This is a genomic window from Sediminitomix flava, assembly GCF_003149185.1.
Lineage (GTDB): Bacteria > Bacteroidota > Bacteroidia > Cytophagales > Flammeovirgaceae > Sediminitomix > Sediminitomix flava.
Genome location: NZ_QGDO01000002.1, coordinates 885799 through 908870 on the forward strand (window position 1 = coordinate 885799; position 23072 = coordinate 908870).

20 protein-coding genes are annotated in these 23072 nt (G+C 35.9%); 10 read left to right on the plus strand and 10 right to left on the minus strand.

Going from position 1 to position 23072, the window contains the following annotated elements:
- Window positions 1-45: 45 nt before the first annotated feature.
- On the minus strand, window positions 46-2886 hold the full coding sequence (gene uvrA, locus BC781_RS10735) for an excinuclease ABC subunit UvrA (protein ID WP_109617428.1): 2841 nt from the start codon (window positions 2884-2886) through the stop codon (window positions 46-48).
- Between the two features lie 355 nt (window positions 2887-3241).
- Here uvrA and BC781_RS10740 point away from each other — a divergent pair, with 355 nt between their 5' ends.
- The 3 genes from BC781_RS10740 to gatC all read left to right on the plus strand — a co-directional run bounded on the left by BC781_RS10740 (window position 3242) and on the right by gatC (window position 5122).
- Window positions 3242-4018, plus strand: coding sequence for a lysophospholipid acyltransferase family protein (locus BC781_RS10740; RefSeq protein WP_109617430.1), 777 nt, complete (start codon window positions 3242-3244; stop codon window positions 4016-4018).
- A 31-nt stretch (window positions 4019-4049) separates the two neighbouring features.
- Complete coding sequence (locus tag BC781_RS10745; RefSeq protein WP_109617432.1) at window positions 4050-4748, plus strand: GOLPH3/VPS74 family protein; 699 nt, start codon at window positions 4050-4052, stop codon at window positions 4746-4748.
- An 86-nt stretch (window positions 4749-4834) separates the two neighbouring features.
- Window positions 4835-5122: an Asp-tRNA(Asn)/Glu-tRNA(Gln) amidotransferase subunit GatC gene (gene gatC, locus BC781_RS10750; RefSeq protein WP_109617434.1), complete on the plus strand. Its 288-nt coding sequence runs from the start codon at window positions 4835-4837 to the stop codon at window positions 5120-5122.
- Window positions 5123-5191: 69 nt separating this feature from the next.
- Here gatC and BC781_RS10755 read toward each other — a convergent pair whose 3' ends face one another.
- From BC781_RS10755 to BC781_RS10785, 7 genes are all read right to left on the minus strand, one after another.
- Complete coding sequence (locus tag BC781_RS10755; protein WP_109617436.1) at window positions 5192-6514, minus strand: GDSL-type esterase/lipase family protein; 1323 nt, start codon at window positions 6512-6514, stop codon at window positions 5192-5194.
- A 41-nt stretch (window positions 6515-6555) separates the two neighbouring features.
- On the minus strand, window positions 6556-8013 hold the full coding sequence (locus BC781_RS10760) for a GDSL-type esterase/lipase family protein (protein WP_109617437.1): 1458 nt from the start codon (window positions 8011-8013) through the stop codon (window positions 6556-6558).
- Between the two features lie 458 nt (window positions 8014-8471).
- Window positions 8472-9473: a hypothetical protein gene (locus tag BC781_RS10765; protein WP_146201670.1), complete on the minus strand. Its 1002-nt coding sequence runs from the start codon at window positions 9471-9473 to the stop codon at window positions 8472-8474.
- Between the two features lie 248 nt (window positions 9474-9721).
- Window positions 9722-10021 (minus strand): hypothetical protein, encoded by a 300-nt coding sequence (locus BC781_RS10770; RefSeq protein ID WP_109617439.1) that lies wholly within the window; start codon window positions 10019-10021, stop codon window positions 9722-9724.
- An 83-nt stretch (window positions 10022-10104) separates the two neighbouring features.
- On the minus strand, window positions 10105-12747 hold the full coding sequence (locus tag BC781_RS10775) for a TonB-dependent receptor plug domain-containing protein (protein ID WP_109617440.1): 2643 nt from the start codon (window positions 12745-12747) through the stop codon (window positions 10105-10107).
- Entirely contained in the window at window positions 12722-13669 is a 948-nt protein-coding gene (locus BC781_RS10780; RefSeq protein ID WP_109617441.1) for a FecR family protein, read from the minus strand. The genes BC781_RS10775 and BC781_RS10780 overlap by 26 nt, the downstream gene beginning before the upstream one ends.
- A gap of 101 nt (window positions 13670-13770) precedes the next feature.
- Window positions 13771-14343 carry an RNA polymerase sigma factor gene (locus BC781_RS10785; RefSeq protein ID WP_109617442.1) on the minus strand — a complete coding sequence of 191 codons (573 nt, stop codon included), beginning with the start codon at window positions 14341-14343 and terminating at the stop codon, window positions 13771-13773.
- A gap of 304 nt (window positions 14344-14647) precedes the next feature.
- Between BC781_RS10785 and BC781_RS10790 the strand changes: the two genes are divergently transcribed.
- Complete coding sequence (locus BC781_RS10790) at window positions 14648-15046, plus strand: lipoyl domain-containing protein (RefSeq protein ID WP_109617443.1); 399 nt, start codon at window positions 14648-14650, stop codon at window positions 15044-15046.
- A gap of 83 nt (window positions 15047-15129) precedes the next feature.
- Here the strand turns inward: BC781_RS10790 and BC781_RS10795 are convergent, their stop codons facing one another.
- The gene (locus BC781_RS10795; protein WP_146201671.1) at window positions 15130-15804 is read right to left on the minus strand and encodes a hypothetical protein; all 675 of its coding nucleotides are present in this window, start codon (window positions 15802-15804) and stop codon (window positions 15130-15132) included.
- Window positions 15805-16122: 318 nt separating this feature from the next.
- Here BC781_RS10795 and BC781_RS10800 point away from each other — a divergent pair, with 318 nt between their 5' ends.
- The 6 genes from BC781_RS10800 (at window position 16123) to BC781_RS10825 (ending at window position 22101) form a co-directional block, all read left to right on the plus strand.
- The gene (locus tag BC781_RS10800) at window positions 16123-16524 is read left to right on the plus strand and encodes an STAS/SEC14 domain-containing protein (RefSeq protein ID WP_109617445.1); all 402 of its coding nucleotides are present in this window, start codon (window positions 16123-16125) and stop codon (window positions 16522-16524) included.
- Between the two features lie 311 nt (window positions 16525-16835).
- Window positions 16836-18071 (plus strand): oxygenase MpaB family protein, encoded by a 1236-nt coding sequence (locus tag BC781_RS10805; RefSeq protein WP_109617446.1) that lies wholly within the window; start codon window positions 16836-16838, stop codon window positions 18069-18071.
- Between the two features lie 4 nt (window positions 18072-18075).
- Window positions 18076-18771, plus strand: coding sequence for a transmembrane-type terpene cyclase (locus tag BC781_RS10810; protein WP_109617447.1), 696 nt, complete (start codon window positions 18076-18078; stop codon window positions 18769-18771).
- A complete protein-coding gene (locus BC781_RS10815; protein WP_109617449.1) occupies window positions 18761-20062 on the plus strand; it encodes a 7TMR-DISM family protein in 1302 nt (433 codons plus the stop codon). The genes BC781_RS10810 and BC781_RS10815 overlap by 11 nt, the downstream gene beginning before the upstream one ends.
- Entirely contained in the window at window positions 19974-20924 is a 951-nt protein-coding gene (locus BC781_RS10820) for a PP2C family protein-serine/threonine phosphatase (RefSeq protein ID WP_109617451.1), read from the plus strand. Before BC781_RS10815 ends, BC781_RS10820 begins: the two co-directional genes overlap by 89 nt.
- Window positions 20925-21117: 193 nt before the next feature.
- Window positions 21118-22101, plus strand: coding sequence for a zinc-dependent alcohol dehydrogenase family protein (locus tag BC781_RS10825; RefSeq protein ID WP_109617453.1), 984 nt, complete (start codon window positions 21118-21120; stop codon window positions 22099-22101).
- Window positions 22102-22177: 76 nt separating this feature from the next.
- Here the strand turns inward: BC781_RS10825 and BC781_RS10830 are convergent, their stop codons facing one another.
- The gene (locus tag BC781_RS10830; RefSeq protein WP_109617455.1) at window positions 22178-23044 is read right to left on the minus strand and encodes an AraC family transcriptional regulator; all 867 of its coding nucleotides are present in this window, start codon (window positions 23042-23044) and stop codon (window positions 22178-22180) included.
- Window positions 23045-23072 lie beyond the last annotated feature (28 nt).

Sequence of the window (23072 nt, forward strand, 5' to 3'; positions counted from 1 at the left end):
AAAGTTATAAACAAGTTGATTCTATTATCAGCATAGATTGCTAAATTACTCACTCAACTTCTCTTTCAAATAAGCAGCCGTATATCCTTTTCCACTTTCAGCTAATTCTTCTGGAGTGCCTTCGAATACAATATAACCGCCATTGTCTCCGCCTTCTGGACCTAGATCAATCACCCAATCAGCAGATTTGATCACTTCGGTATTATGTTCAATGATAATTACAGAATGTCCATTTTCTACCAAAGCATTGATTGATTTCATTAGCTTATTGATATCATGGAAATGAAGTCCTGTTGTTGGTTCATCAAAAACGAAGAGAACTCGATCTGTCTTTTTCAGAGTCCCTTTTACAAGGTATGAAGCCAATTTAACACGTTGTGCTTCTCCACCACTTAATGTGTTTGATGATTGCCCTAATCTTACATAACCTAAACCTACTTCTTGCAATGCTCTGAGGCGATCCGTGATTTTCTTACGGTCGGCAAAGAAATCCATCGCTTCATCAATACTCATCTCCAAGACTTCAGAAATATCTTTGTCTTTGTATTTAATGTCTAAGATTTCCTTTTTGAAACGTGTTCCTTCACAGCTTTCGCATGGCAAATAAATATCAGCCATAAACTGCATTTCAATTTTGGTTACGCCTTCTCCTTGACAAGCCTCGCAACGTCCACCATCTACATTGAATGAGAAAAACGCAGGTTTGTAACCACGTTGTTTTGCCAAAGGCTGTGAGCTGAAAAGTTCACGAATAGCATCGTAAGCCTTCACGTAGGTAACAGGATTGGAACGTGATGATTTACCAATCGGGTTCTGATCAACAAACTGAATCTGAGTGATTGATTTCCATGCGCCTTCAATCCCTTCAAGTTTACCTACTTCATCATTGTAATCACCCAACTTACGTTGTAAAGCTGGTTGTAAACATTTTCTGATCAGCGTAGATTTACCCGAACCCGAAACTCCTGTTACACAAGTCACTGTATTCAACGGGAATTTCACCTGTACATTTTTAAGGTTATTTTCTTTCGCCCCAATAATTTCAATATACTCAACCCACTTTCTTCGGAAAGTAGGTACATCTATCTTTTCAACTCCTGTGAGATACTTTGCGGTGTGAGATACTTCTGGATTACTTTTCAACTCATCCATATCTCCTTGGAAAATCAATGATCCGCCATGAACACCTGCATCTGGACCAATATCAATGATCTGATCTGCTGCCTTCATCACATCTTCTTCATGTTCTACTACAATGACTGTATTTCCAAGATCACGAAGTTCTTTGAGTACTTTGATTAAGTTAGCTGTATCTCTTGGGTGAAGACCGATACTTGGTTCATCCAAAATATACATTGAACCTACCAAAGCACTACCCAATGAAGTAGCTAGTTTGATACGTTGATATTCTCCACCCGAAAGTGTAGAAGTTAAACGATTTAGCGTGAGATAGCCAAGTCCTACTTTATCCATATAGCCCAAACGATTCTGTACTTCAATCAGAATACGCTGTGCTACTTTTTGTTCATGTTTCGTTAGTTCAAGACCGTTGAAGAACGGAATCAAATCACTGATTGGCATCAAAACGATATCTTGCAGATTTTTTCCACCAATCTTTACATAGCCTGCATCTTTTCTCAAACGTGTTCCTCTACAGTCTGGACATTCGGTACGACCTCTGTATTTTGAAAGCAGAACTCTGAATTGAATTTTATGTGTTTTGCTCTCCAAATGATTGAAGAAAGCATTAATCCCTTTGAAATGCTCATTTCCTTCCCAAAGCAAAAGCTTTTCTTCATCTGTCAGTTCTTCGTAAGAACGGTGAACAGGGAAGTCAAATTTGTAAGCAGAACGTAAAAGTGGTGTCAACCAACGATTACGCATACTTTCGGTACTCCAAGGCGCAATTGCTCCCTCAAAAACAGAAAGCGTTTTGTTTGGAATGACCAAATCTTGATCGATTCCTAAAATTTTACCAAAACCTTCACAGCGTTTACAAGCACCAAAAGGGTTATTGAAACTGAAGAAATTTACCGTTGGCTCCTCGAAAGTAATTCCATCTTTCTCGAACCTTTCGGTAAAGTCTTTTCTGATTTTATTTCTGTCTTTGTCAATAACCTCAATCACACAGTCTCCTTGCCCTTCAAACAAAGCGATTTGGATAGAATCTGCCATTCGGAACTGACGGTCTTCATCTCCTTTTTGTACAGAATCTCTATCAATAAGAATTTCCACTTTATTTTCTTCAAGCGAAAGATCAAGTTTATTGATTTCGTCTTTTCGCTCAATCAAGTCTTCAATGAAAGCTGTTTCCCCTTGGAAAACCACACGGCTAAAACCTTTCTGTAACAGAATCTGAAGCTCTGTTTCCAGTTTACGACCTTCTTGAACCAACAAAGGACAAAGAATCATAAAGCGAGTTCCTTCCTCATAAGTGAAAAGGAAATCGACAACTTCTGTCACCGATGACTTTGTCACTACTTCTCCCGAAACAGGCGAATAGGTTTTTCCGACACGAGCAAATAATAACTTGAGATAATCATAAATCTCTGTAGTAGTACCAACGGTAGATCGAGGGTTTTTAGTTGTTACCTTTTGCTCTACAGCAATAGCAGGGCAAACCCCTTTGATGTATTCCACCTCAGGTTTTTCCATTCGTCCTAAAAACTGACGTGCATATGAGCTCAAACTCTCGACATACATACGTTGACCTTCTGCAAACAAAGTATCGAAGGCCAAAGAAGATTTTCCTGAACCCGACACCCCTGTAACCACAATCAGTTGGTTTCGTGGAATAGCCACATTCAGACTCTTAAGGTTGTTAACTTTTGCTCCTTTAACGATGATATAATCTTTAGGATCAAGTTTATCTATTGCTACCGTCATCTATCGCTTGTTTTCTGTGTAATTCAAAAGGAAATCCGCCTATTTTCCTAAAAAATGATAACTATACAAAGGTAGCCAATTCAAACTTTGTTTATAGTTTACACCTCAGAAATGTTTGGAATATACCTTTGGTTTCCATAACAAAATTTAGAGGCTTGAGTGTATATTAATTGGAGTAGATTGGAGTATTATCAAAAAAAATCATGAGAATATTCCATAAAATTCCTTAGATTAGAATTTAGATTATTCTGAGATTGAATAAAATATACCAAAGTCGCCTAATTCAAATCTTTAAATAATCGAAGAATTACACGATAAAATTTATACTACAAAGTCAGTTTACTACCACTAAATCATGATTGCAATACTCAAAAAGATCTACCTTTTTTGGGGCTTGTTCGGATTCCTAATTACCATGTTAGTGCTATTTCCTATCTATGCACTACTCTTCCAATTTCCGAATTGGAAACACCACTATTCATGCATCCGATTCCTCAATAAATACTGGTCTTACAGTTTGTACTTTTTTACCTTCAATCTTCCGAAAATAGAATTTAGAGAAGGTTCAAGAGATCATAATACAAAAGTGTATGTGGCCAACCATACATCTTTTATGGACATTCCGCTGATGGGGGCAACCTCCGATCAGCTTCTAATTTTTATGGGAAAACACAGCCTAGCTAAAATTCCGTTGTTTGGCTGGATTTTCAGTAAAACCCATATTGTATTAGACCGTAACTCAAGAGACAGTGCCAAACAGGCTTACGTTGCTTCAAAAGAAATGATTGACAAAGGCTTGAGTGTTGCGATTTATCCCGAAGGGACACAAAATCGTAAACCTCCGAAAGTAAGAAACTTTAAAGATGGAGCCTTTAAAATTGCTATCGAGAAACAAATACCTATTCAACCCGTTTCAATTATCGATAATTGGGTAATTTGGCCTCGATTAGCTCCAGAATTGAATTGGTCACCGTGTAGAATAGTCTATCATGAGCCTATACCGACGAAAGGCTTGAGCAGTGATGATATCGAAAACTTGAAAGAACAGGTTATTCAGACAATCAATACTGAGTTAGAAAAATACTATCCACACTATTTCGAAACTAATAACGAACTGACACTTCCAGCCTAATTTAAACTGAAGTGTTTCTAAATACTTTTTTATGAATTTATCATTAGCAGAATCTTTACTTATTTCAGCTTTACACGATGAAGAAGGGATGGTAATGGAGCAAGCTGTTTCACATATTAAGAAAGGACTTATCGGTGCTTTATTAATTGACCTTAGAATGGGTGGCTTCATAGATGTAGAAAATGATACTTTAATTGCACTAGAAAGTGCACCTCAAGAAAGTAAACCTTATACTCACTTTGTTTGGAATAATATCCGTGAACACAAAGGTGAAAAAAGCATAACTGATTGGGTTGAGCACCTAAATACGATCTTAACAGACCATAAAAGTGATTTGTTGAATAGATTAGTTGATCGAAAATTATTAGAAAAGGAAACAAATACTGTTCTATGGATTTTCACTCAACACTTTTATAATAAATTGGAAGATGATTTGGCTTTCAGACCAGAAAGACGAATTCAGCAAATGCTAGAAGGTATTGAGCCATCTAATTTATACGATTTGATATTGTATCAGTTGATGGAATGTAGTGGCGTGAATAAAGATTTGTTCTCTGAACCACAAGCTGCATTTATAGCCGATCAGCATTTTGAAGAGCTTATGACGACTTTCCTTCAAATCTGTGATTCTTCTGATCGAGAGATTTTGACTTTTGCAGAAATGATTTGTCAGAGCATCAGCTCTCCTGGTGAAGCTTATGTCAGCCAATGGGTAGCTGTTGAAGCTTAATTCAATTTCAACAATAAAAGTATCTTTATTTTAATATTTTTACCTTACATTAGCTTTTAAGTTGAAAATATCGAATTAAAACTCGCATGAAGATAGATAAAAGTACAATTCATAAGATTGCACACCTTTCTAGACTTAACTTTGATGGCAAAGATGAAGATAAGATGGTGGATAGTCTGAATGAAATTATTGATTGGGTGACTAAGTTAGAAGAAGTCGATACTGAAGGTGTAAAACCTCTGACACATATGACTGAAGAGGTGAATGTACTTCGTGAAGATAAAGTGAGTAATACTTTGGCTCGTGAGCGAGGTCTAAAAAATGCACCTAAGAAGGATGAGGAATCATTTAGAGTTCCTAAAGTAATTGAATAGACATTTCATTAATCGAATAAAAAGAAAATGGCTTAAATGATTCAATCTCATTTAAGCCATTTTTTGTATCTATCTTGCTACTGCTGCAATATCTTTTGACGGTTTTTCTCGCTCCTTGCGCTGCACAAATCCTTCATAAGCTTTATCAAATGCTTCATAGAATAGTTCTGCTTGATACATATAACCTTTTCTGTTTAGGTGGATTCGATCTTCAGAACTCAATCCTTCTTGATACCACTCATCAATCGCTTTCAAACCTCCCATGACAGTATACATATCCCAAACAGCTAACTCAAACTCTTCAGCCAATTCCATTATGACTTTTCGAGCTTTTACATTATTCATATTCACATACTTTCTTAAGCGATAATTATCGCCCGGAGTAGTTAATAGAATCGTTAGATTTGGCTGCTTCTTCAATATTTTAGCTAATAATTCTCTGTACTTTTCTTTAAAAGTATACTCTTTGAAAGCATCGTTATAAGCATCATTTGTTCCTAGAGAAATCACTAACAAATCTGGATTTAGTTCCTGCAACTGCTCACTCAAACTTTCGCTTCTCAGGAAAGAATTGACCGTAGCACTATTTACCCCTGCCGCAGAATATGTCACTCCTGGTTTCTGATTATCCAAATACAATCCTTGGAGCATAAAATGACTCTGATGAGGACTTGTTTTCTGGAACTTAAGTCTGATTTCATCTAAAGGTTTTTCCGATTCGAATAATGTATAATTTTCAGCTTCTGTCCTTTTGATGTCTACACCAAGACCTTCGGTATTGTAATTAACATCGAAAGCTTTCAAGCCACCTTGATCAAATACTTTTATTTCATCCGTTTCAAAGACACAAACAGAATCTGCATTTGGTAAAATTCTTAATCGAGCGCCATCGGTATAGGTATCTGCGGTATAGCCTGCTACACCCCAATCACTTTTATGCTTTCTGACTGCAATTCTCTTTCCTGTCCATTTCCCTGTGTAATTGACTTCAAAGTTTTTCGGATTATTACTTCTCGCCATTCGGTATGGAAAAACAAAACCTCTCGCTGACATCGGGAAACGCTCGTCCATATAGAACATTTCTCGGATGTGCCCTGTAAGAAAATCTGCTTGAATGTGAGAATCTCCTATGTGCAAAATATTCACCTTCCCTTTTTTCTCTTTTTCCAAAGTGTATAACTTATTGAAAAAAGAATTCAGTGATTTGTCTTGTCCAAAATCTTCCCACACATTTAAATCTTGGCGGACAAATGTAAAATTCGCGTCTAGGCGTTCAAATTTTGATGATTTTTTTTCCTCGGGTTTTTCTCCTTCATCAGAGCAAACATTTACTCCTGCTACAAGCATGGCAGGCAGTAAAAAAAGGCTCACAAAAGTTCCTTTTCTTAACATAAGAATTTTGTTAGTTGATTCACCAGCACACAGTGAAATGGTTATTTCTGTTCTTTGAATTTTTTGTATTCTCGCATCAGTTCGTCAAAAAGTAAGTCTCCCACTTTATTAGCTCCTGTACGAGTAAAATGTATAAAATCTTTGTTCGCCAAAGCTGGCTCCATTTCAGCCCAATCTCTGATTGAGTTTTCTCCACCCATTGCCAAATATAAATCCCAATACACACAACCAGCTCTTTTGGCTGCTTTTCGTTGTGCAGCTCTCACCAAATCGATACTTGGATAGGTTTGAATTTCTGTTCCAATCTTTTTCGCCATATCAGACACACCAACGACTACAATATCGCAGTCTGGAGCAATACTTTTCAAATATTGCAACTGATGCGTAAGCAGTCGCTCATAAAAAGCATAACTTTCTCTTTCTTGTGGAACCACATTTACCCCAAATTGAAAAATAATAAGCTTGGTGTCAAGCTCATCCATTTGCTCTTTAAAGAAGGCTTTATTCAATTTTGTAAACTCTACGCCCGAACTACCTCTGATCGCCATATTATCTACAGAAATCCCAGATGTTCCATCCATTGAAATTCCATAAAATTCAGGTTGTCCTTTACTCTCCAAGAAAAGATCTACACGATCAAAACCGCCATTTATCGGCAATGTTGTTGCTTGTAAATCTGTAGAAGGAGGAACTCTCAGAATGTTTTCCTCTCCTTCGTTTAGGGTATAATAAATATAAAGTGGTTCTTCAGGGTTTTTGTAAAATAAGCGGAATCTGTCAATCTGTTTTTCTCTTTTTGTGGTATAACCTGTACTCACAAAAGAGGCTGAAGCATTTTCATCTTTATCACTTTCATTGAAGTAATAATAAGCACCATTCATCCCATAGAAATTATGATCGGTTGAATCTTTCTTCAAGACTGACTTTCTCTTCCAGTTTCTACTGTATTCTTGTGCAACGGACGTTCTGATATTTCTTCTCTCGATCATTGGAATATACCCGATTCCATGTCCTCCAAACTGATTTTGGAATCTTCGTCTCAAACGTTCTGTCATACGGTCACCTTCCAATTGAGAATCTCCAAAATGCATGACACGGATATGGCTGCCTTTTTCTTCTACCTTTTGTAAGGCGTTGAAAAAGTTTGCAAGAGCTTCTTTGTTATTGGCAGGATATTCTAAGGCTATTGAACCTGGTTTCCAAGATACTTTAAGCTTCTTTTTTACAGGCTTCTTAACTTCTGTAGTTTTAGCAGATGCTTCTGCCGCTACAGAGTCCACTTCTAAATCTTCCTGACTTGCAAGTTGTGTTTCTTGTGCTTTTTGGAAGTTTTCTTCTTCAAGCCATTCTTTGGGTAACACATCTTTTGTAGTTGGGATACGAAGGCTTAACTCTCCTCCAAGTGGTATTTCTCCAGGAGAAACAATCAGTACTGCTCCTACCATTAGCCCGACATAGACCAGGAGAAGAAGGATTCGTAAAGGAGAATTATTCAGCATAGGTAAATGTATCTTTTGTCCTTGTCAGTTTATTAAAAGTGTGTTTTTGTAAAGCCAATTGAAGTTATTTCTTGTTTGGCATACAGTTTAATCAAACGCTAATTCATTAGATATGATTTTTCTGTTTTACAAATTAATCTTAAAGGGACTAAGAATCATACCAAAACAGCTGTTTTTTCTCTTGAGGTAGCGTTTTTGTTCAAAAAAAATAGTTCTTGAAAGGAATATTCAAAAGGAGTCAGATTATCACTATCTAAAGCTGATAATTTCTACGACTTTTCTCATATAATCATTTACACTTACTTGTAAATAAAAAAATTAGCTTCCTCAAAAGAGGAAGCCAATCTATATCTGTACTATGTACTATTTATTCTACAAATGGGGATTTTCGGGCTAACTTTTTAAGCTAATGGATTTTTAATTGATTTAAATTCAATGTGAGTCTATACCTCTCTTAATTACAGTCTTGATAGAATGGCACTTCTATTAATTTTACCTTCTCCAATCACCTCTTTCAAATCTACAACCTCAGTCACACCATCAATTGTAATTTCTGCTAGTGTATCACACTCGCCATCTCCGTAGTTGATTGTTATTACTAGTCCATCTAAAGTAGTTACTTCTTCAACTCCACTTACAGGGAAAAATACTTTTGAATCACAGTTTTTTGTGAACACTCTTGCTGTAGTGATCACTGTAGTATAACCTTGACCTAATGAGTTGCTGTAAGTAATTGTTCCTATACGACTTTGCTCTCCTTCACTCGCTTCTACCGTCAAGTCTTTTTCAATTGTTTCAGACCAACCTTCTGCATTTTCTTCGTCTGCTGGGTATGTAACTGTCAAATTTTTAGCAACTGTACCCGTAAATGTTCTACCGATTTTCATCCATGCTTTCGGATCTATTAAATCTTCTGCCTCAAGAGGTTCCCAATTACGAACACGCTCTACTGTTCCTTCCATGACAACTTCGTCTCTTGAGAAAGCATCGAATGTTGTAGAGAAGCTATATGTATTTAGCGTTTCTGTAGTATCAAGGTCAATTACGTCTGTTACTAAACCACCCATAACTACTTCTCCACCTTCACATCCGCCGTTGCTGAAATCATATACTTTAGTTAGTGTTAGTTCTTCCCAGTCCATTTCTCGGGTTACATCTGCACAGTGATAATGGGCAAATGGACGGTGCTTACCATTTTTACCTTTACCTCTCATTTTGTCAGCAGCTCCGGCTGTAGAACGGAAGTTACTTCCTCCATCTTCACCTTCTCTTTCCGAAGCTTCTTCTTCCAAACCTTCAAGGTCATTTTGAAGAATCAAATATTCTGAAACACTTTCATTTACCGTTTCATCATTTAGCAATACTGAATCTGATAAATCTGTAGCGATGTTATTATCATCCGATTCACATGAAGCAAAAGCAAATAGAGCAGCGAGTGTTACAATTGATCTTATTTTCATCTCTTTAATTGTTTTCTTTTTTGAATAATTGGTTTCCAAATCGGTACCGTGCAGTGTTGTTCTGCGGTGAATTCATTACAGGAAAGGGACAAGATGAAAATGTGTACTTGTTTTATTTGAAAAAAAATAAATAAAATTATTAAAACACTGATTATCAGTGATAAAAATTAAAACAAAATCAATATCAAATAAAAAAGCGCTGTCCCTTTGCGAAGAGACAGCGCTTTATCATAGATCAGATTTATATTTTAGAATAACCCATCTAATGTACATGTCACTGTTTTGTATCCATTAATAATAAATAAGGCATCCTCCACAGTTCCATAATCTTGTTGTTCAATTAAGAACTTCATTTCATCACAATCTTGATTTTCGTCTAACAGATTGTACGCTTCAGTTGCGTCATCGCAGTCCCACTCATCAATTGTCAAAAGCAAAGCAGACAATCTTGCTGTATTTGATGTACAATCTATTGTTTCTTCTAGATCATCACATGATGAAAAAGTGAATGCTATTAAAGCTACAATTGGTAGTAAAAACTTTCTCATATTCAATTGATTTATAATCAAAAAAAATCTTAGATAAATACTATCGCAAAGCTTAATCCAAAAAGTTATTAAGTAAGAATTATTTAGAATTTCACCTTAAACGTCAGATTCGGTAAAAAGCCAGTTTGGTATAAATCAGTAAGTACATATTGTATTCTTCCATCGTATCTGAATCCTGTTATTTGAGTTTCTTGAAGATTTTGTTTGTTATACAAATCATAAATAACAAGCCCCAATTCAGCATCAAATTTATCATTCAAACGAAAATCATATTGTGCTGAAAAGTCCAATCGATGATAGACAGGAATATTAAAAGGCTCTTGAACAATGCGGAGTAATGGATATTTATCCGTCTGTTTTTTTGAGAATCCTATGAACTCATAATTGGTATTATTCCAAAGCCATGTGAGCCCAAACTTCACTTTTCTGAACTGATACATCCCTGCCAATTGGAGAATATGAGATGTTTTTTGTTCTTCTCGCTGATTTGAGAAAAAGCCTGTATACTTATTAAAAGCATAAGAAGCATATATTTTCCATGCTTGTTGGGTATACTCATAAAAAGTGTCGAGTCCTTGAGAAAGACCTTCTCCTTTCAAACCATCTCTGTACTGGGGGTTTCGGAGTGTGAGCTGAGATATATCCCCTTTTGATTTCTTCTGATAAACTTCTACGTCCCAAGTACTCCCACCTTTCTTAAAACTAAATCCTCCAATCAAATGATCTGATACTTGAACAGGAATCCCGATATCATCTACCAACAACCATTGATAATCTTTACTTAGAGGATCTGATATTTGATGAATAAATTGGAAATACCTACCTCCTGCAAACTTTAATGCAAAAGCATCTGTGGGTTCAATTCTTAGAGATGCTCTCGGTGCAAAATACGTTTTTTGTGTAGGTTCATAATACCAAACTCTAGCCCCTAGCTTATAAGATAATTTTTTATGACTAGCCGAAAGTTGTGCATAAGTACCCAATGTATTGGAGGACATTAACAACGTATTGGACTGCTCCAAAGCCGAAATCCGATCAATTTGATTATATGTCCAATTTCCTCCCAACTCGAAGAGTCCTAAAGCTGTTTGCTGTTTATGATCAACATGAAAACCGAAATCAGTTATTTCCTCATGTGTATGAACAGCACTATCTCTTTCTATCCCAATGATATTGTTGAGTAGATTTACATTATAATTATAGAAATGATCTGTGCTCAATGCCGATGAGCCATAACTTAAATACGTTTTAGTCTCAGCATTTTCATGGTGTAACCTAGTCCACTCCAAACTTGCGCCTTGGTTGTTCCATGTTCTGTTATCTTTATTCTCTATGGTTATCGTACGAATTCTATTTGGATTTGACTGTCCAGGAATTCGCTGTGAAAATGATTGTCTCTGACTCATTTCATCCTCACTGAATAAAGAACTAAATACAAAGATGTTTTTAGTGTTATGCAGATACGCTAGTTTAAGGTTTGTATCATAAAAACTAGTATTAGGAAAAACCGCTCGTCTGAATGCTTCCGAATTATCTTCCGAAGCATAGTTTTCATTATAGAGAATATTGGTTTCGGAAGTGGCGTATAAATCTTTGTAAAGTGTGTTTGGTAGTAGATTATGAGACTTTCGTCCTGCCCAAAGTAAGGACAGCTTTCCCTCAATAATCGGTACAGAAATCATTCCCTCAAATGCCAAAGATTGCAAACCCAACTCTCCTTCTACTTCTGTAAGTGAAGGAACATCCAACCTGACATCTACAATACTTGACACTCTATTTCCATAACGAGCATCGTAACCCCCTTTCAATATTTTGACAGAATCGCCCAATACTGGATTTACCAAATCAAACATATTATTGTAATGCCCAATTTGATAAAGCGGAAAACCATCAACCAATGTCAAATTCTGATCGCTACTTCCTCCTCGAACTTGCATGGCTGAAGACATCCCTCCTTGTGTACTCACTCCCGGAAGAAACTGAAGTGCATAAGATAGATTATTGGATTGGGAAGAATACAGCTCACTTGCAACGGTGTTGGTTACTAGCATTGCACTTTGTTCCTCAGACAACACTTCAGATGTGAGTGATTTTTTACGTTTCACATCTAAGGTCTCCAATGTTTCCGTTTCTTTCTTTAGCCTAATATCTAGCACAGCTTCATTCTCATACATCTCACGTGTAATTACTTGAAGCCTGTAGCCCAAAAAAGAGATTTTCAAACTGTCAGCTTGTTCAGGAAGTGTCATTGAAAACAGCCCTTGCTCATTTGTTAGTCCTCCTTTGTAAGTAGATAAATCTGTGATGAGTGCATAAGGTAAAGTTTCTCCTGTTTCGGCATCAATTACTGACCCTTGTATTTGAAACTTTGATTCTGGGGTAGGAATTGAAAGAGCTTCTTTTACAATCACATACTTCTTATCCAAAATCTGATAAGTTAGTTTAAAGTCTTTCAGAATAACTGTAATTGCATTTTCAAAACTCAATTCACTTAAGTCTGCATTTACTTGTAATTCTTTCAGCTTGTCTTCATCAAATGCGATGTAATACCCAAATTCTTCAGAGAGTTGTTTAAGAACTTCAGTGAGTGGCTCACTATCAAATTTTCTAGTAATCAACAAAAGTTCCTGTCCATACACTTTGGGCATATGAAAAGGAACTAATGTTGTAATAAAAAATAGTGTATATAAAAAAAGTAGTTTATTCAATCGTGATCTCTTGACCATTCACCGTATATTTTAGTCCCATAGGTACACAGACAATCTCAAGACAGATTTCAAGATTCTTATTGGAGAATGTACCTGTATATCTTCGATTTTGAATTGCTGTTTGATCTTTGAAATTGATGCTTACATCAAATTGTCTTTCGACCTCATCAAAGACATCTGTAAGTAGCATATTGTCAAACTGGAAATGTCCTTCTTTCCAAAGCGGAATTCTTGAAGTAGTTGTCTCTTCCTTTTTGAGTAAAGTCTCAGCAAGTACAGCCTTATCACCTTGTTCCAAAATCACCTCTTTCTGATTCGGACTTTCAACCTTCACTTTACCACTGTAACATTCTACTCTAAAATCATCTGATCGGGCAAAGACATTGAAACGAGTGCCTAGTACAGACACATCTCCTTTAGGAGTCTGAACGGTAAACTTACTCCCTTTTTCTACCTCAAAATAAGCCTCTCCCTCTAACTGTAAGGTTCTAGTTTCAGCCCACTTTTCAGGATCATATTTAATCTTTGAACCGGCATTAATCCAAACTTCAGAGCCATCAGGTAAAACATGTGTTTTCTGCTCGGCATATTCAGCTTGTACCTGTACACCTTGGAAAAATTGGAAATAGACAACAGATACTGTGATTAGAAGTGCTATTGAAGCAGCCACAGCATAAGACCATTGTGGGAATAGACTTCTCGATTTTGTTTGCTGAACAGTTTGTTGGGCTATCGAAGACCAGAGCTTCTGGACATGAGCATCTGTTATCGTCGGTTCATCTACCTTTACTTTCTGAACAATAGAGACCGCTTTTTCAATAATCTCTTTTTCTTCAGGATGATCCGAGATATACTTATTCCAAAAGACTGTTTCTTCGGCTTCGCCCAAAGCCCAAGAACAAAATTTTGGATCATTTAAATATTTATCGATTGATGACATAGTCGTTGATTACTTTAGTGAGGCTAAACAAGACCTTTTTCTCTCTTTCAATTCAGTAAAGAACTCATCTTCTGTTCTGTACTGATTTACTTTTAAAAAAATTAAACCATTAAGAACAATACCAGACAAGCCATACCCATTTGTCCTTTCATGTTTTTAAGGGCTGTACTCTGTAGGTTACGCACCGACTGATAATTCAACTCCATCAGTTCAGCTGTTTCTTCATAAGACAAACCCATATAAAAACGGAGATAGATGACTTCCTTTTGCCTTTTAGGTAAAGTATTCAATGTTTCCAACAAACGCTCTTTATTAAAAGCATCCGTTTCGTTTTTAATGATATCTTCTTCTATGGAAAAACTTAAAGAGAAATTTTCGTATTTCTCATCGCCATCTGTACTCGTCGGTAATTTTTTCTTCTGAAGAATCTTCTGATAAATTGCTCGCTTGAGCGTGACCATCAAATAAAATTTGATGTTATCAGTAGTTCCTAGCGTACTACGTTTTTCCCAAATACGCATAAAAATATCTTGAATACAGTCATCTACGAGATCTGGATCCTGACAAAATTTATAGCCGTATTTGTACAAGAGTTTAACGTGTGTATCAAAAATTTCCTTGAAGGCTTTTGCATTTCCCTCCTTTAGTTCTTGCCAAAGTGTACTATCCTTCATTGATCTAAAAATTCATTTGTGGCTTCTGAATCATCATCATCTTTGACCTCCAAAAACCGTTATGGTTTAATTTAGCATAAAGACCTTTATCCTAAATTGCTCTGACGAATATCTGAAAAATTTAATTGAAGCTCTAAAAAATGTAATTATTTACAAACTCCCTAGTTCACTATATTCATGCCTAACTACAAATAATACACTGCCCAAATCTCATCTACATTTTTGATTGCTAAAAAATGAATAACTAGATTGAACATATATAGCAGCATGTTTTTTAGATTATCTATCCAATTTTCAAGATCAAATGCTTAAGAAATTAATACAGTTTTTCAGTTCTACATCAGAAGAATCTGGTAAGATGAACGAGGCTAAAGTTTCCCGTCAAAAAGAGGATTATGAAACTAGAGATCAGATTATCAATCAGCTCGAAAAATTAGCTAATGAAAAAGAGCATATTTCACTTTTTAGACTTCCTCAATCAATCGAAGATGCTAAAATAACTTCTTGGCTAGTGAATGAAGGCGAGTGGATAAGTGCTGGAAGTTTACTTTGTGAAATTGAGACTAAAAAAGCAACTTTTGAATTGGAGTCTGAAATTGATGGCTATATCTATTTTAGGCAAATTGAAAATACGTTTATAGATATTGATACCCCTTTGTGTGCATTCAGTTCTACTAAACTGACGATGGATCAAGAATCTTAAATTCTTAGTCAAAAAAAGAGACACTAAATGTAATACCTAACATATTACTCTAGCGTCTCTTTATTATTTTACTTTGTGAATAATTACTGTACAGTAAGTGTCTTTTTCTTTCCTAAATACTCTACTATGTAAGTACCTGTAGATGGTACAACAATAAAATGTTGTTGTAAATCGCCTACAATTACGGTATTTGTCTCAGAAGCATTACCATACTTGTAGTAAGTAAATAATACAGGAGAACCTTCATTGTTTGAGAATCTGAGTGTCGGGAATCCATCATCGATTAGCTCTCTGATTGGAGTTACTCCTGTGCTACTGTTTGCTTCAATAACAACGGATGTCATTCCATTACGGATTGCGTGGTAAGGGTCAACTTCTACCTCAAACTCTGGTACCCCAATACCAGAATCTCCATCCTGTACAGGAATTACAGGAACCTCTACGACTGTGATTTCTCCACTTTTGATTTCAAAACCTACTTGACCTACTAGAAAATAAGATAAAGCTCCATTCTCATAGATTTCAAATTTTGTCATCTCATAGAATCCTGCTGACAAGAAAATATTTTCATTTTCCTCAATTACATAATCAGTCCCACCAATTGTCGTATGAATCTCATACGCATTTTCCAAAGACAGGGATTCTACATTTAGGGTTAATACTCCTTGAGTGTTTACCGCTTCATTGGAATCATCACATGAAACCAACGATAACATAGCCATGATAAGGCTAAGTGCGATTGATAATTGCTTGTTCATAATTGTTAGATAGTTTAAAACCGACACAATTAAATTGTGGGTTAATTTTGCATAGTTCCAATACTAAACCGCCATCTAAATTTCGGTGTGCAAATGTGTTTAAAAGTTTTTAAACATCATGTTAATGTTCACACTCATTATCATTTATTCTCTAAATACTTTAAATACTCATATTCAATATTTTATGATTTGAATTTTTACAATTTGAGAGACTTACTTGTTAACTATACCGATGTACTTTTTTCAAATAAATAATAAAAAGGACTCAGCCTGATCCTATTAAATTGGAGTAAACCTTAAACACACTATAAACACATTATGGAAATCTTAAATAACCTCTACTGTAACATCTATACAGAGCCCGAAAAAGAGCTTCTTCATGTGGAATGGAAAGAGGATTCTTACCTCATGAGTTTTGAAGAAGTGAAGGAAGTAGTAAACAACATGGTTGAAGTGTACGCCAATGATGAACAGATCAATCTGCTTTATTCAGACAACAGAAAGTTAGGATTCACATTTGCTGACCAATTTCAAATGTGGTATGAAACTAACATTGCTCCTGTAGCTAGTAAACACCTTAAAAAAATGGCCATGATCGTTTCATCGGATATGTTTTCACAGCTTTCAATCGAACAAATTATCGAAGAAGAACAAGGTAGCTTATTAAACACACAACATTTCGACAACAAAGAAGATGCAATAAATTGGTTACTAAACTGATATACTATTGTAAGTTTTCTAATTAAAAAGCACCAAAAGTAATTTTTTGGTGCTTTTTTTGTATTTAAACTATTAGCATTAATTCAACTCAAGTATTGATAAATATTAAACTCAAAAACAAATAATTACCTATTCACCTCAAAGTATTTATTTAAACTATAGTAGCTTAACACCACACATTAAAAAATTTATAATTGAAAAAGTTATATTAATTCGATGTTAAGTTATATTTTTAATGTAAATAAATCCTAATAAATGCTTTCTTTGTAAGTATTCAAATACTTTGGGGTTACCAGAACTTAGCTATTACTATGAATGAGCTTGATGTACTTTTAGACAATAAACGTTTAATCGCAGACCCTCTTGCAGATCAAACCGTTGAGAAACTGATAGAATCAAATGGGTTAGATTCTATTCGGTTAATTTTTGATATCGTTTCAAAAAACGAAGATCTACCAGAGGTTGAGATGCCCGAGGTCCTAAGATCATATTTTGAAGAAACTGCTCAGCTACCAGAATGGGTAGACTTTGAAAAAATACGTGAAGGTGAGCGATTCTTTGAAGAATACGGACTTCAGATTTCAATGATGCTTTTATGTAAATCTTTACCAGCAACTTATGCTTGTGCAAAAGGTGCCGAAGTTTTACATATGACTGGACGTTTTCAAGCGGATGAAAATGGAGATTTGAGTAAGTTTACCCGTAGACTTATGGAGACTGCTCAGTTTGTGATTGATGTAATGTCTGAGGGCGGTTTAGGTCCTAATGGTAGAGGAATAAGAACAGCTCAAAAGGTTCGTCTTATCCATGCTGCAATTCGATACTATCTGCTAAACAAGCATAATTGGGATACGGAGTACTTCGGACTTCCAATCAATCAGGAAGATATGGCAGGAACACTTCTAGCTTTTTCAGTTTTTCCTCTTGAAGGTTTATTACAAATAGGTGTAGACTTAACTGAGGAAGAAAAGGAAAGCTATCTCTATGCATGGAGAGTTGTTGGGCATATTATGGGAGTTCTTCCTGAGCTAATTCCTCAAAACTATGATGAAGGAATAAAACTAGGATACCAAATTCTTGATGATCAAAAAGCGCCTTCTGAGGCTGGAAGAGAATTGACTGATGCTTGTGTTACTTTCATGCAAAATATAATCCCGGGTACAGTCCTTGACTTCTACCCTAAATTACTCATGCGTCATCTTATTGGTGATGAGCTAGCTGATATTGTAGGCATAGAAGCAAAAGATTCTTTATTAGGTTCACTCATCGAAAAAGCATCATTTATTATGATTGATGCTATTGATGATACGATGGATCATTCGGAAATAATCTCAAAACTCGCACAGCATTTCAATAAGTCGCTACTTCAAGGAATGCTACTCTATTTCAACGATTATAAAAAAGTCCATTTCTACATTCCACCTTCATTAAAAGAAAACTGGGAGAAAACCACAGAGCTAGGACAACCTGAATGGCTTAGTGTCATCAGCACTCCTGCTATTGGGAAATGGAGATTAAGTATACAACACCACACTCAAAAAAGCTAACTTCATGGAAAAGTGGATTAACTTAACCGACTACACTGTAAATCAGCAAATTCTATTTCTTGTTGATGCTATCTGTTGGATGGTAGCCTACGGTTTGGCCGCAAGAAATGTAATAAAATATAAGTTTTTGGAAATTCCTTTGGCTGCTTTGGTTGCCAATTTTGCATGGGAATTAGTTTATAGTTTCGCACTCGTCACAGAATTGGGGCTCTGGGCTGTTTGGGGAATTAGAGCGTGGTTCTTAATGGACGTATTTCTACTTTATGCTTTATTTAAATACGGACGTAAGCAAGTCAAAAATCCTTATGTGCTTCGCTACTTTAATGTGATTATCATTGGGGGTATTATTGCTTGGTCCGGTATTATCTACCTTTTCCATGAGGAATTTGGTGATCCAATTGGAGGAATCACAGGGTATATTCTGAATATCATGATGTCTTTCTTATACATCATGTTGTTCTTCAACCACCCTCAGCAAAAAGCGCTTTCATTGGGCGTTGCTGTATGGAAAATGATTGGTACAGCAGTTATTGGTGTTGCTGTATGGATAGGAGATGTACCACAGCCATTTGTTATCTGGCTTGCTGTAATTACGTTTATTCTAGACCTAATTTATACATTCCTACTCATGAACAGAAAGAAATTCCAATTGCCTAACAGCAATACTGCATTAGAAAAGGAGGCATCACATGCGGTTTAAAGTACTCTATTTACTGTTTGTTTCAATTTTAATCTCAAGCAGTAGTTTTGGACAAAGCCCTTTTGTACTGAATTCAACACTCACTGAAGAAACTACATTAGTTCCTCACATAGAGATGAGCTTTGAAAAAGGAGCTTCAATTACTATCGAAGACATTGATAGTAATAGAGTTGCTTTTGAAAGCTACAACTTTGAAAAAGTTCCTGTTGGAAGTTCTACAATTTGGCTGCGTCTTCAAATTCAAAATAAAACAGCTGTACAGCAATCACTCACGATTCTTACGTCAAGATTCGACTTGCTAGAGTTTTATTTTAGTAATGGAAAAAAAGTGATTGGTGGTAATCATTACCCAAACAAAGGAAAAGAGTTTATTTATAGAAATAACACTTATGCTCCTTTTGTAATAGAAGGTAATGAAACGATTGATTGCTATATCAAAGCAGTTTTCCAAGACAAAGCAGATTTACATTTTGAAGCGATTCCTCAAGAATTTGCGATAGTAAATACTGCAGACCTCGTTAGTGAAAAGGAATCTAGAGATCTGAGTCTTTGGATTCTTTGTGGTGCTGTAGCGGTAATGTTCTGCTACAACTTACTACTATTCGTACTAGCAAGAGATAAAGGCTATATGTATTATGCCTTTTTCACGGTAGTTATTTTCTTTTTCAATCTAGCTTTTTCAGGAAAGTTTATTGAAATGATGCCGTCTGCAGAATTGAATGAGCTGTTCCAAAATTATGCTGGTTTCTTGGCGCTTTCAGGGATGATTCTTTTCTACAGAAAGTTATTCAACCTTAGAGAACGTTTCCCTCTATATGATAAAATCACCAAAGGATTATTAGTCTACTATGCACTATGTTTCCCATTGGTTTATTTCGGTTTTAACTCATTTGTAGTAAGTACAGGACCTTTAGCTTGGCTTTCAGTTTATGTCATCAGTTTTATCATTGCCATAAAACTAGGCAGACAAGGAAACCTTACAGCTAAATATTTTATGATCGGAAATGGCGTTTATTTCTTGTTTGCGGTAGTAGCAATGCTTCAAACTATTGGGCAACTGCCTCCTACTTTCTTAGGAATTAAACCCTATACCTTCACTATTTCAGGCTCAATCGTAGAATTGATTCTTTTCTCCCTAAGTTTGGGTGCTAAAATGAATGAGATGCAGAACAATCTTTTGAACAAAGAGATTGAATTGAGACATGAAGAAGAGAAAAGAAGAGAAAAGAAGAGAATTGGTGAGCAGACAAAATCAGCTTCTAGAAGAAAAGGTACAAGAACGTACGTTTGAATTGGCTGAAGCAAACCAAGAACTTACAGTAATCAATGAAGAGTTGAATTCTACTTTGGAAACTGTAAGTATACAAACTGAAACTATTCGAGATAAGAATAAAGATATTACAGCGAGTATTAACTATGCGAAGAGGATTCAGAAAGCAAGTATGCCATCTCCTACTAAAATGGCAGACTTATTCAATGAATTCTTCGTATTCCACAGACCTCGTGATATCGTATCTGGAGATTTCTTCTGGACCGTTACAGTTGGCAACAAAACGCTAGTAGCTGTAGTAGACTGTACAGGTCACGGTGTTCCTGGAGCATTTATGAGTATGATTGGTTCTCAAAATTTGAATGAGATTACTAAAACCAAAGGCATTACCGCTCCAGACGAAATTTTAGCAGAACTACAAAAAGCCATTGCTGTAAACCTTGATCAAAATAACAACCAAAATCAAGATGGAATGGATATGGCTCTGTGTTGTATCGATATGGATACTAAAACACTAAGCTTTGCAGGTGCTAAAAATCCACTGACTTACATTGACGAAAAAGGAGAGTTACAAACCATTAAAGGTTCTAGAGCTTCTATTGGAGGACAAGTAGAAGATACCGATACAAACCCTTTTGAACGTCATGACATTCAGCTAAAAGAAGGAATGCAATTCTATCTTTACTCAGATGGTTACCAAGATCAATTTGGAGGACCTGATGGAAAGAAATTTATGTCGAGAAGACTACGTGAACACCTATATTCTCACCGTAAAAACAGCTTAGAAAAGCAAGGAGAATTACTCGAAGAAACTTTCGATAATTGGAGAGGACGAGAAAGGCAGATTGATGATGTAATGGTCATCGGGATTAAAGTCTTCTAATCTTCAGGTAAATCTGTATCCACATCTAACGCACTGATAGCTAAACTATCAGTGCGTTTTTTATTTATACTACTCAAAATTTCTTCACACCCTCCAATTCTTACACTCTTAAATACGACCTACTGACTTATTCCATACGCAGTTTTGTTATACATGAGATTTCACAAACTGAAGTAAAACCCAAAAAAATATCATGAGAGCAATGATCCTTAATGCATTTGGTGAAAATGCACAGTTTGAACTCACTGAATTAGAAAAACCTACGGCAAAAGCTGGACAGGTTTTAGTAAAAATAGCCGCATCAAGTGTGAATACAGTAGACACTATGATCCGAAAAAGGGGAAAAGATTTACCTCTATCACCTCCTGTTCCTGCTCTTCTAGGAATGGACTTCGCTGGTACAATAGAAGCTGTTGGAGAAGGAGTAAGCAACTTTGCTGTAGGTGATGAAGTTTATGGCTGTGCTGGTGGCTTAGCAGATTTACCAGGTACTCTTGCAGATTATATAGCTGCTGATAGTAAGTTGGTTGCTCATAAAGCTAAAAATTTAAGCATGAAAGAAGCTGCCGCCCTTCCATTAGTTGTGATTACTGCCTACGAAGGTCTGACAAGAGCGGGTATCAAAGAAGGACAAAAAGTTTTGGTTCATGGCGGAGCTGGAGGTGTTGGTCATTTGGCTGTTCAACTAGCTAAACACTTCGGAGCTGAAGTATTTGCCACTGGAGATGAAACCCAAGCAAGTATTATTGAAAGTTTGGGAGCTACTCCAATCAACTTCAAAACTGAAACAGTTGAGCAATATGTAAATAAATACACAAATGGAGCTGGTTTTGATTTGATTTACGATACCGTTGGCGCAGGAAATCTTCTCAAATCATTCAATGCAGCAGCCCTCAATGCACAAATTGCCACTACCGTTACTTTGTGTGAATTAGACTTAACTACCGCACATTTTAAAGGACTTTCTTTACATGTTGTATTTATGCTTATTCCGATGCTTCATAATTTCAAACGTGAAGAGCATGGTCACATATTGGAGGAAATCACTAAAATAGCTGAAGCAGGACATTTAAAACCAATCCTTGACAAGGAACAGTTTTCATTGGAAGAAGTCAGTAAAGCTCATGCGAGGTTAGAGAGTGGGAAAGCAATTGGGAAAGTAGTCATCGAGAATTGATATCGAATTGGGATTACTTAAAAGTAAAAATCATCAAGCCTTCATTTCTCAAGACTTGATGATTTTTTAATTGAAATTAAATCGGTTCCTCTACACTATTCTGATATTCTTTTCTGTAAATAGAAGGCGTAATTCCTTTCTGTTTTTTAAACTGACGATTAAAATTAGATAAGTTATTGAAGCCACACTCGTAACAAATTTCAGCCACACTCTTACTTGAATTCACTAAGAAAAAAGTAGCTTTTCCAAGACGGACATCATTTACAAACTTCACAAAACTTTTATTTGTCCGCTTTCTGAAAAAATGACTAAAAGCTGAATTACTCATACTTACGAGCTGTGATACTTCTGATAGAGGAATATCTCTATGAAAATTTTTGAATATATGATCTATCACAATATTTATTCTCCTACTCGTGTCTTCATAGTGAACATCCACAAAACCATCGGAAGCCAATTGCTTTTTATCAGAACTGACCGCCATCAGATAAAGCATTTCAAAGAAAAGTAGTACCCTTCTAAAATCGGTACTTTTAATCAGCTCATTGATCACCAACTTGATACGATGTTTGTCAATTCCATGAAATACAATACCTTTTCCCGACTCATGAATCAATTGCTTGATTTCTGTAAGTTCTCTTTTTCCTAAAAATGACTCAGAAAATATATCTTTTTTGAACTGAATAGTAGTTACTGCAGGCATATCTTCCCCATCATCTTTCATCCATTTATGCTGAAGATTGGGGCCTATTAGTACTAGATCGTCATGTTCATAGTTTTCAATAGAATTTCCTACAGCTCTACTGCCATTACAGCCTTCTACCAAAGTGATTTCAAAATCTTCATGCAAATGAATGGGATAGTCAAAATCGGCTTTAGGATGATGTTGAAGAAAAAATAGATCATTCTCTTGAACAGGTGTGATTTCTGGAAATACTTTCATAAGTCGAACTGTTTATCGGAGAAAAAAG

Excerpts from the sequence above, each read along its gene's own strand:
- BC781_RS10820 (WP_109617451.1), top strand. The coding sequence starts at position 19,974 with ATGAAGAAGAGAAAAGAAGAGAAAAGAAGAGAATTGGTGAGCAGACAA.
- BC781_RS10760 (WP_109617437.1), bottom strand. The coding sequence starts at position 8,013 with ATGCTGAATAATTCTCCTTTACGAATCCTTCTTCTCCTGGTCTATGTC.
- gatC (WP_109617434.1), top strand. The coding sequence starts at position 4,835 with ATGAAGATAGATAAAAGTACAATTCATAAGATTGCACACCTTTCTAGA.
- BC781_RS10785 (WP_109617442.1), bottom strand. The coding sequence starts at position 14,343 with ATGAAGGATAGTACACTTTGGCAAGAACTAAAGGAGGGAAATGCAAAA.
- BC781_RS10830 (WP_109617455.1), bottom strand. The coding sequence starts at position 23,044 with ATGAAAGTATTTCCAGAAATCACACCTGTTCAAGAGAATGATCTATTT.
- BC781_RS10740 (WP_109617430.1), top strand. The coding sequence starts at position 3,242 with ATGATTGCAATACTCAAAAAGATCTACCTTTTTTGGGGCTTGTTCGGA.
- BC781_RS10765 (WP_146201670.1), bottom strand. The coding sequence starts at position 9,473 with ATGAAAATAAGATCAATTGTAACACTCGCTGCTCTATTTGCTTTTGCT.
- BC781_RS10795 (WP_146201671.1), bottom strand. The coding sequence starts at position 15,804 with ATGAACAAGCAATTATCAATCGCACTTAGCCTTATCATGGCTATGTTA.
- BC781_RS10815 (WP_109617449.1), top strand. The coding sequence starts at position 18,761 with ATGCGGTTTAAAGTACTCTATTTACTGTTTGTTTCAATTTTAATCTCA.
- BC781_RS10790 (WP_109617443.1), top strand. The coding sequence starts at position 14,648 with ATGCTTAAGAAATTAATACAGTTTTTCAGTTCTACATCAGAAGAATCT.
- BC781_RS10810 (WP_109617447.1), top strand. The coding sequence starts at position 18,076 with ATGGAAAAGTGGATTAACTTAACCGACTACACTGTAAATCAGCAAATT.
- BC781_RS10780 (WP_109617441.1), bottom strand. The coding sequence starts at position 13,669 with ATGTCATCAATCGATAAATATTTAAATGATCCAAAATTTTGTTCTTGG.
- uvrA (WP_109617428.1), bottom strand. The coding sequence starts at position 2,886 with ATGACGGTAGCAATAGATAAACTTGATCCTAAAGATTATATCATCGTT.
- BC781_RS10825 (WP_109617453.1), top strand. The coding sequence starts at position 21,118 with ATGAGAGCAATGATCCTTAATGCATTTGGTGAAAATGCACAGTTTGAA.
- BC781_RS10805 (WP_109617446.1), top strand. The coding sequence starts at position 16,836 with ATGAATGAGCTTGATGTACTTTTAGACAATAAACGTTTAATCGCAGAC.
- BC781_RS10755 (WP_109617436.1), bottom strand. The coding sequence starts at position 6,514 with ATGTTAAGAAAAGGAACTTTTGTGAGCCTTTTTTTACTGCCTGCCATG.
- BC781_RS10775 (WP_109617440.1), bottom strand. The coding sequence starts at position 12,747 with ATGGTCAAGAGATCACGATTGAATAAACTACTTTTTTTATATACACTA.
- BC781_RS10800 (WP_109617445.1), top strand. The coding sequence starts at position 16,123 with ATGGAAATCTTAAATAACCTCTACTGTAACATCTATACAGAGCCCGAA.
- BC781_RS10770 (WP_109617439.1), bottom strand. The coding sequence starts at position 10,021 with ATGAGAAAGTTTTTACTACCAATTGTAGCTTTAATAGCATTCACTTTT.
- BC781_RS10745 (WP_109617432.1), top strand. The coding sequence starts at position 4,050 with ATGAATTTATCATTAGCAGAATCTTTACTTATTTCAGCTTTACACGAT.